Genomic DNA, 8,823 nt, shown 5'->3' on the forward strand with positions numbered 1-8,823 from the left:
CTCGACCAGCGCCCGACGCTCATTGACCGTGCCGGCGAAGAACGTCTTCGAGACCTCCTCGATGCTCAGCATGGATCAGCCCTCCTTCCTGCCCGCGGCCTGCGCGGACTCCTCGACGGCCTCGGCACGGCGCGACGGCGTCGCCTCGGCCGACCCCGCCGTCGTCGAGCCTGCGCGTGCGCGCCGTCGGGCGGCCAGCTTCGAGAAGCCCTTCCACTGCGGCAGCAGCAGCGCGGCCACCACCAGCACCGCCGACATCAGCTTCATGTCGTTCGGATCCAGCCCCAGGTTCAGCGCCAGCTGGATCGCCAGCCGGTAGACCACCGCACCGAGGACCACCGCCAGCGTGGCGCGTATGACGGACTTCGCCCCGAACAGCGCCTGCCCGACGATCACCGAGGCCAGCCCCACCAGGATCAGCCCGATGCCCATGCCGATGTCGGCGAAGCCCTGATGCTGGGCCACGACCGCGCCGCAGAGGGCGACGAGCCCGTTGGAGAGCATCAGCCCCAGGATCTTCATCCGGTCGGTGGAGACGGCGAACGAGCGGATCATCTGCTCGTTGTCGCCGGTGGCCTGCAGAGCCAGGCCGTTGTCAGTATGCAGGTACCAGTCCAGCAGCACCTTGAACACCAGCGCGACCAGAGCCAGCACCGCGACCGACGCCCAGCCGACGTCGATGAGGTCGCGCAGCGCGCTGATCACGGTGTCCTCGCCCAGCAGCGGGACATTGGCCCCGCCCATGATGCGCAGATTGATCGAGTAGAGCCCGATCATCGTCAGGATCCCGGCCAACAGCCCGTTGATCCCGCCCTTGGTGTGCAGCATCCCGGTGATCCATCCGGCCGCAGTGCCGACGGCGAAGGCAGCCGCCGTGGCCAGAAAGGGGTCGGTCCCGCCGGTGATCAGCACCGCCGCCGTCGCCGCTCCGGTGGTGAAGGAGCCGTCGACGGTCAGGTCGGGGAAGTTCAGGATGCGGAACGTCAGATAGACGCCCAGGGCCATGATCGCGTAGATCATCCCCAGTTCGAATGCTGTGATCATCTCTCGTCCTCGTCAGCGTCGTCGCCCGGGTCGCGGGCGACGACGCGTCGTGTGCCGTCAGGGGCGACGCCGCCCCGCCCGATCAGGGCGGTCCGGCGTCCGGTCGTCCGGCGAGCCTGCAGAGCCCGGCGCGGTCATCGTCGGCTCAGCCGTCCTCGCCGACCTCGGACGGATCCTTGGGCTCGACGTCCTCGCCGACGACGACGTCGGCGCGGTCCATCAGCTCCTGCGGGATCTCCACGCCCATCGCCTCGGCGGCCTCGGGGTTGACGACGAGTTCGTAGTTCTCCTGAGTCTCGACCGGCATGCTCGCCGGGTCCTCGCCCTCCTCGAGGATGCGCAGGGCCATCTCGCCGGCCTGGCGGCCGAGCTGATGATAGTCGAGGCCCTCGGTGGCCACGGCCCCGGCCTCCACGGAGTCTCCCTCGGCGGCGACCACCGGGACGCTGTTCTGCTGGCCGTACTGCAGCACCGACTCCAGCGCGGAGACCACCTGGTTGTCGGTGGGCACGTAGATCGCGTCGACGTCGGAGAACGACTCCACGCCCTGCTGGACCTCGGAGGAGTTGGTGACCGCGGCCTCCTGGATCTCCAGGTCCAGCTCCTCGGCGGCCTCCTTCGCCTGCTCGACCTGCACCTCGGAGTTGGTCTCGCCCGAGGAGTAGATGACGCCCACCTTCTCCGCGTCCGGCGCCAGGCTCGAGAGCACGTCGAACTGCGCGTCGACCGGATTCTCGTCCGAGGCACCGGTGACGTTGGCCCCCGGCTCCTCCCAGGAGTCGACCAGTCCGGCCCCCTCGGGGTCGGTGACCGCGGAGAAGATGACCGGAGTGTCCTGGATGGACTGGGCGGCCGCCTGGGCGGAGGGCGTGGCGATCGCATGGACCAGGTCCAGGTCGTCGGTGGCGAAGGTGCCGGCGATGGTGCTCGCCGTCGCCTGCTCGCCCTGGGCGTTCTGCTCGTCCCAGTCGACGTCGACGCCGGCCTCGTCGAAGGCCGCCTTGAAGCCGTCGCGGCTCTCGTCGAGGGAGGGATGGGTGACGAACTGGGAGATGCCGATCGCGTAACCGCCGTCTCCTCCGTCGTCGCCGCCCGATCCGCCGTCGTCGCAGGCGGTGAGCAGCAGGACGGAGGCCGCGGCGGCGGCCGACAGACTCATCATCGAGGTACGGGGTCGCATGGGTGGGGGTCCTCTCATCGGTGGTGCGGACAGCTGATGTGCAGACAACAGATGCAGTCGAGTCTGCGGTGCGACCGCCACGCGCGCGGTGAGGGCGCGCCGAGCGGCCGTGCGGGACGTGCGACCGGTGGGCCGGCGCCCCGCGACTCCGGCGTTTCTCATCGGGCCGACGACCGGAGAGTCATCTCCTCCCGCTCACTGTCATCGGTGAGCGTGATCCCCTGCAAGGTCTTGGGGACCACGGAGACCGCGAGGAAGGAGATCAGCGCCAGTCCCGCGATGTAGGCGCCGATCAGCCAGGACTGTCCGGTCGCGTTCAGGATGCCCTGGGCGATGGTGGCCGCGAAGGCGCCGCCGATGATCGAGCCAAGCGCATAACCGATCGAGACGCCCGAGAACCGGATCGCCGCGGGGAACATCTCCGCGTAGAGCGCGCACTGCGGCCCGTAGGAGGGGCCCAGCCCGACCGTCAGCAGGAAGATCGCCGCGGCGAAGAGCGGCAGCGAGGCGGTGTCCATCAGGAACCACATCGGGATGGCCCAGACGATGATGATCCCGTAGCCGATCTGGAAGGTCAGCACGCGGCCGATGCGATCGGAGATCCAGCCGCCCAGCATGGTGAAGATGAGCCAGCCGACGCCGCCGATGAGCGAGGCGGTCAGCGTCTCGGACCGGGCCATCCCCAGATGGTTGGCGCCGTAGGCGGCGAAGAAGGCGATGACCAGGTAGCCGGCGGCGTTGTTGGCCGCGAAGATGAGCGCGGCCAGGAACGTGTACTTCTTGTGCGTGGTGAGCAGGTCCTTCAGCGGGGCCGAAGCCTGCTTCTTACGCTCACGCATCTCGGTGAAGACCGGAGACTCGTCGACCTTCACCCGGATGAGATAGCCGACGATGATCAGCACGAAGGAGAACAGGAAGGGCACGCGCCAGCCCCAGTCCATGAACTGCTGCTCCGTGGTGAAGGCGTTGAGCACGGTCATGAAGCCGGTGGCCAGCAGCATGCCCACCGGCACGCCGATCTGCGGGTAGGAGCCGAAGAGTCCGCGCTTGTGGCGCGGGGCGTGCTCGACGGAGAGCAGCGCGGCGCCGCCCCATTCGCCGCCGGCCGAGAGCCCCTGCAGCACCCGGAGCAGCACGAGGAGCACCGGGGCGGCGATCCCCCACATCGCATAGGTCGGCAGCAGCCCGACCAGCACGGTGGCGCCGCCCATGCCCATCAGCGTCAGCACCAGCACGACCTTGCGGCCGAAGCGGTCGCCGAGCCAGCCGGCGATGACGGCGCCGAGCGGGCGGAAGAGGAAGGAGATGCCGACCGAGGCCCAGGAGATGATCTGGGCCAGCGCCTGGTTGTCCTCCCCCAACGGCTCGAAATAGTGCAGGGCCAGCACGAAGCCGGCCGCCTGGGCATAGATGAAGAAGTCGTACCACTCGATGGTGGTTCCCACGAGCGTCCCGGCGAGGACCTTCTTCTCCTCGTGGGTCATCTCGTGGCCCTCAGTGCTGGTGTACGTCGTCTGGCTCATGTCATCTCCACATCTGAGCGTGATGCCGGACGGGGCTCACAGGGTGCAGGTGGTCGTCGAGAAGCTGTGACAGCAGTCATAGTGATGCAGGCCACACTATCAGACTAAATGACCGAACGGTTGGTCAGTTTCACGAGGCATCGATCCACTCTCGCCGGAACGAGCGCCGACAGGCGATGTGAAGCTCCCGCCACAGAGTGCTTGTGCGGCGCGTCACGGAGCGTATACGATCTGAGATATGATCTCGAGCACATCTTCCAGCAGGACGACGGCGGCGGCCGACGCGGCGTCGGACGCCCCGCAGACGGACCGCCCCGGCACGATCATCGCCGTGCACCTGAGCTACGCCTCGCGGGCCGACGAGCGCGGCCGCCGACCCGCCGCCCCGTCCTACTTCCTCAAGCCGAGCGGATCCGTGGCCACCGGCGAGGCCGAGGTCGAGCGCCCCGCCGGCACCGAGCTGCTGGCCTTCGAGGGCGAGATCGCGCTCATCGTCGGCGCGACGACCCGCCGCGTGCGGGCCGAGGACGCCTGGGACCACATCGCGGCGGTCACCGCGGCCGACGACTGGGGCCTCTACGACCTGCGCAGCGCCGACAAGGGATCCAACCTCCGCAACAAGGGTCGGGACGGCTACACCTCCCTGGCCGCCGGCCGCATCGACGCCGCGACCGTCTCCCCGGACAGCCTCCGCCTGCGGACCTGGAAGAACGGGACGCTGGTCCAGGAGGACACCTCCGCGGCCATGATCTTCGCGCTGCCGCGGCTGGTCGCCGACCTCTCACAGCATCTGACGCTGGAGCCCGGTGACGTCATCCTCACCGGCACCCCCGCCGGGGCCTCGGTCGCCGAGCCGGGCGACACCATCGAGGTCGAGGTCGACGCGCCCGACGCCGAGGGCGCTCCGAGCAGCGGCCGCGCCGTCTCGCACGTGGTCGAGGGCCCCGGCGACTTCGACCCGGCGCTGGGGCTCGTACCGGCCGTCGACGACCGCCAGCGGGAAGAGGCCTGGGGGTCCCGGGAGAAGGCCGGACTGCCGACCGAGGACGCCGCCGGCGCGGCGCCCGGCACGGCGCCCGCCGCCCTGACTCCGCGGCTGAAGGAGAAGCTGCAGCGCGCACCGGTCGCGGGACTGGCCCAGGAGATGCGCCGCCGCGGCTTCGACACCGTCACCCTCGACGGGCTCCAGGGCGACACCCCGGGCGCGACGATGGTCGGCACCGCCCGCACGCTGCGCTTCGTCCCGCTCCGTCCGGACCTGTTCTCCGCCCACGGCGGCGGCCACAATGCCCAGAAGCGGGCGTTCGACGCGGTCGAGGCCGACGAGGTCGTCGTGATCGAGGCCCGCGGCGAACGCGGGGCCGGCACGCTGGGCGACATCCTGGCCCTGCGGGCGAAGGCCCGGGGTGCGGCCGGCGTCGTCACCGACGGCTGCGTCCGCGACGCCGCGGCCGTCGGCGCCGTCGACCTGCCGGTGTTCAGCCAGGGTGCGCACCCGGCCGTGCTGGGCCGGCGGCACGTCCCCTGGGACACCGACGTCACCATCAGCTGCGGCGGGGCGACCGTGCAGCCCGGCGATGTGATCGTCGGCGACGACGACGGCGTCATCGTGATCCCGCCGTCGCTGGCCGACGAGGTGGTCGACGCCGTGTTGGCCAAGGAGGACGCCGACGCCTGGGTCGCCGACCGTATCGCCGAGGGGCACCCCATCGACGGACTGTTCCCGATGAACAGCGCCTGGCGGGAACGTTTCGAGGCCGACTCGGCCGCCCGGCGCGGAGACGCCGATGGCTGAGCCCGCCACGCCCATCACGCCCACCACGCCCACCACGGCGGGCGCGCCCCCGGTCGGCGGCGCGACGAGCGCCCCGGTCGGAGCCAGCAAGTCCCAGCGGACCTACCACTGGATCCGAGAGCGCATCGACCGGCAGGAGTTCGTCCCCGGCTACCGGCTCGTCCTCGGCACCATCGCCGAGGAGCTCGGCGTCAGCGTGGTGCCGGTGCGCGAGGCCGTCCGCCGGCTCGAGGCGGAGGGACTGGTCGAGTTCGAGAAGAACGTCGGCGCCCGCGTCGCGATGGTGGACGAGGCCGACTATCTGCACTCGATGGAGACTCTCGGCGTCCTGGAGGGCACCGCCACTGCGCTCTCCCTCCCCCACCTCGGCGCCGAGGAGGTCGAGCGGGCGCAGCGGCTGAACGACCGGATGCGGTCGTTGCTGGACGAGTTCGACCCCGGCGAGTTCACCGCGCTGAACCATGAGTTCCATGACGTGCTGCATCTGCACTGTCCCAATCCGCACCTGGAGGAGCTCGTCCAGCGGGAGTGGACCCGGCTGGCGCGGCTGCGCCGCTCCACGTTCGCCTTCGTCCCCGACCGCGCCCCGGAGTCGGTCGCCGAGCACGACGAGATCCTCCGGCTGATCCGCACAGAGGCCGACGCGCTCGACGTCGAGCTGGCGGTGCGCCGCCACCGCTGGCGGACGATCGACGCCTACCGGCGCCACCGCGACGCCTGACCGGGAACGGCCCGGCCCCCACGCAGAATCTGTCCTGACACGACCCCGATGCTGAGCGAGCAGAGGAGACCACCGATGACCCAGCAGACCACCACCCCGCCCGACGGCCTGCCCGACCGGATCCAGCACTACATCGACGGCGCCTTCGTCGACTCGCTGGACGGGGCCACCTTCGACGTCCTCGACCCGGTGAGCAACGAGACCTACATCCAGGCGGCCTCCGGCGGCCCGGCCGACATCGACCGCGCCGTGCAGGCGGCGCAGCGCGCCTTCCACGAGGGCCCGTGGTCGACGATGCTGCCGCGGGAGCGCTCCCGCGTGCTGCACCGGATCGCCGACGTCGTCGAGAGCCGCGGCGAACAGCTGGCGGCGATGGAGTCCTTCGACTCCGGGCTGCCGATCACCCAGGCGGCCGGCCAGGCCCGCCGGGCGGCGGAGAACTTCCGCTTCTTCGCCGACCTGATCGTCGCCCAGACCGACGACGCCTTCAAGGTCCCCGGGCGCCAGGCCAACTACGTCAATCGCAAGCCGATCGGCGTCGCCGGGCTCATCACTCCGTGGAACACCCCGTTCATGCTGGAGTCCTGGAAGCTGGCGCCGGCGATCGCCACCGGCAACTCGGTGGTGCTCAAGCCCGCCGAGTTCACCCCGCTCTCGGCCAGCCTCTGGGCGGGGATCTTCGAGGAGGCCGGGCTGCCGGCCGGAGTGTTCAACCTGGTCAACGGCTTCGGCGAAGAAGGCTACGCCGGCGACTCGCTGGTCAAGCACCCCGACGTCCCGCTGATCTCCTTCACCGGCGAGTCGACCACCGGACAGCTGATCTTCGCCAACGCCGCCCCGCATCTGAAGGGGCTGTCGATGGAGCTGGGCGGCAAGTCCCCGGCCGTCGTCTTCGCCGATGCCGACCTGGAGGCGGCCATCAACGCCACGATCTTCGGAGTGTTCTCGCTCAACGGCGAGCGCTGCACCGCCGGCAGCCGCATCCTGGTCGAGCGCTCGGTCTACGACGAGTTCGTCGAGCGCTACGCCGCCCAGGCGAAGCGGGTGAAGGTCGGCATGCCGGACGACGCGGAGACCGAGGTCGGCGCGCTGGTCCACCCCGAGCACTTCGAGAAGGTGATGAGCTACGTCGAGCTCGGAAAGTCCGAGGGCCGTCTGGTCGCCGGCGGCGGCCGTCCGGAGGGCTTCGAGACCGGCAACTTCGTCGCCCCCACCGTCTTCGCCGACGTCCCCTCCGACGCCCGGATCTTCCAGGAGGAGATCTTCGGGCCGGTGGTGGCGATCACTCCTTTCGACACCGAGGAGGAGGCGCTGGCGCTGGCCAACAACACCAAGTACGGGCTGGCCGCCTATGTCTGGACCAACGACCTGAAGCGCTCGCACACCTTCGCCCAGGCCGTCGAGGCCGGCATGGTGTGGCTGAACTCCAACAACGTCCGCGACCTGCGCACCCCCTTCGGCGGGGTCAAGGCCTCGGGGCTCGGCCACGAGGGCGGCTACCGGTCCATCGACTTCTACACCGACCAGCAGGCGGTGCACATCAACCTCGGCGAAGTGCACAACCCCGTCTTCGGCAAGGCCTGACCCCTGCCCGCCCCCCCACTGTTCAGCACTGTTCCGACGATGAGCGACGATGCTCGATGGAGGATGCACGACCATGACCTCTGAGACCCCCGGCTCGGCGACGCCGCCCGCCGCCCCGATCCCCGTCCCGACCTCCCCCGCCCCGGACGTGCTGCGCTGCGCCTCGATGGAGCTGGTGGTCACCGACCTGGCCCGCTCCCGCGAGTTCTACGTGGACGTGCTCGGCCTGGTGGTCACCGCTGAGGACGAACAGGTCGTGTACCTGCGCTCCATGGAGGAGTTCATCCACCACAACCTGATCCTGCGGCAGGGCGTGACCCCTGCGGTGGCGGCGTTCTCCTACAGGGTGCGCAGCCCTGAGGACCTCGATCGCGCCGAGGCCTACTACCAGGAGATGGGCTGCCCGACGGTGCGGAACCGCACCGGCTTCGTGCGCGGCGTCGGCGACTCGGTGCGCGTGCAGGACCCGCTGGGCTTCCCCTACGAGTTCTTCCACGAGGTCGAGCACGTCGAGCGGCTCGCCTGGCGCTACGATCTGCACACTCCCGGCGCGCTGGTGCGCATCGACCACTTCAACCAGGTCACCCCGGACGTGCCGCGCGCGGTGGACTACATGGAGAACCTGGGCTTCCGCGTCACCGAGGACATCCAGGACGACGGCGGCACCGTCTACGCGGCCTGGATGCGCCGGAAGTCCACCGTCCACGACACTGCGATGACCGGCGGCACCGGACCGCGGATGCACCATGTGGCCTTCGCGACCCACGAGAAGCACAACATCCTGGCCATCTGCGACAAGCTGGGCGCGCTGCGTCGCTCGGACTGCATCGAGCGCGGACCGGGCCGGCACGGCGTCTCCAACGCCTTCTACCTCTACCTGCGCGACCCCGACGGCCACCGCATCGAGATCTACACCCAGGACTACTACACCGGCGATCCGGACAACCCGCGGGTGACCTGGGACGTGCACGACAAC

7 protein-coding genes are annotated in these 8,823 nt (G+C 70.0%); 4 read left to right on the forward strand and 3 right to left on the reverse strand.

Annotated features, from left to right (window positions below):
• Positions 1–75 precede the first annotated feature (75 nt).
• From GCL72_RS08070 to GCL72_RS08080, 3 genes are all read right to left on the reverse strand, one after another.
• Positions 76–1,044 carry an ABC transporter permease gene (locus GCL72_RS08070; protein WP_153144206.1) on the reverse strand — a complete coding sequence of 323 codons (969 nt, stop codon included), beginning with the start codon at positions 1,042–1,044 and terminating at the stop codon, positions 76–78.
• A 145-nt stretch (positions 1,045–1,189) separates the two neighbouring features.
• On the reverse strand, positions 1,190–2,224 hold the full coding sequence (locus GCL72_RS08075) for an ABC transporter substrate-binding protein (protein WP_153144207.1): 1,035 nt from the start codon (positions 2,222–2,224) through the stop codon (positions 1,190–1,192).
• Positions 2,225–2,382: 158 nt separating this feature from the next.
• Entirely contained in the window at positions 2,383–3,747 is a 1,365-nt protein-coding gene (locus GCL72_RS08080; protein ID WP_153144208.1) for an MFS transporter, read from the reverse strand.
• A 238-nt stretch (positions 3,748–3,985) separates the two neighbouring features.
• On the opposite strand from GCL72_RS08080, the gene GCL72_RS08085 reads away from it, so the two are divergent.
• From GCL72_RS08085 to hpaD, 4 genes are all read left to right on the forward strand, one after another.
• On the forward strand, positions 3,986–5,542 hold the full coding sequence (locus tag GCL72_RS08085; RefSeq protein ID WP_153144209.1) for a fumarylacetoacetate hydrolase family protein: 1,557 nt from the start codon (positions 3,986–3,988) through the stop codon (positions 5,540–5,542).
• Entirely contained in the window at positions 5,535–6,263 is a 729-nt protein-coding gene (locus GCL72_RS08090) for a GntR family transcriptional regulator (protein ID WP_153144210.1), read from the forward strand. Before GCL72_RS08085 ends, GCL72_RS08090 begins: the two co-directional genes overlap by 8 nt.
• 75 nt (positions 6,264–6,338) lie before the next feature.
• Positions 6,339–7,847 (forward strand): 5-carboxymethyl-2-hydroxymuconate semialdehyde dehydrogenase, encoded by a 1,509-nt coding sequence (gene hpaE, locus GCL72_RS08095; RefSeq protein WP_153144211.1) that lies wholly within the window; start codon positions 6,339–6,341, stop codon positions 7,845–7,847.
• Positions 7,848–7,920: 73 nt separating this feature from the next.
• Positions 7,921–8,823 (forward strand): 3,4-dihydroxyphenylacetate 2,3-dioxygenase (hpaD, locus tag GCL72_RS08100; protein WP_153144212.1); only part of this gene is annotated, 903 nt, incomplete at its 3' end.

It is taken from the genome of Nesterenkonia halophila, from assembly GCF_009467795.1.
Lineage (GTDB): Bacteria > Actinomycetota > Actinomycetes > Actinomycetales > Micrococcaceae > Nesterenkonia > Nesterenkonia halobia.

Coding starts and splice junctions, on each gene's coding strand:
- GCL72_RS08070 (WP_153144206.1), bottom strand. CDS start 1,044: ATGATCACAGCATTCGAACTGGGGATGATCTACGCGATCATGGCCCTG.
- GCL72_RS08075 (WP_153144207.1), bottom strand. CDS start 2,224: ATGCGACCCCGTACCTCGATGATGAGTCTGTCGGCCGCCGCCGCGGCC.
- GCL72_RS08080 (WP_153144208.1), bottom strand. CDS start 3,747: ATGAGCCAGACGACGTACACCAGCACTGAGGGCCACGAGATGACCCAC.
- GCL72_RS08085 (WP_153144209.1), top strand. CDS start 3,986: ATGATCTCGAGCACATCTTCCAGCAGGACGACGGCGGCGGCCGACGCG.
- GCL72_RS08090 (WP_153144210.1), top strand. CDS start 5,535: ATGGCTGAGCCCGCCACGCCCATCACGCCCACCACGCCCACCACGGCG.
- hpaE (WP_153144211.1), top strand. CDS start 6,339: ATGACCCAGCAGACCACCACCCCGCCCGACGGCCTGCCCGACCGGATC.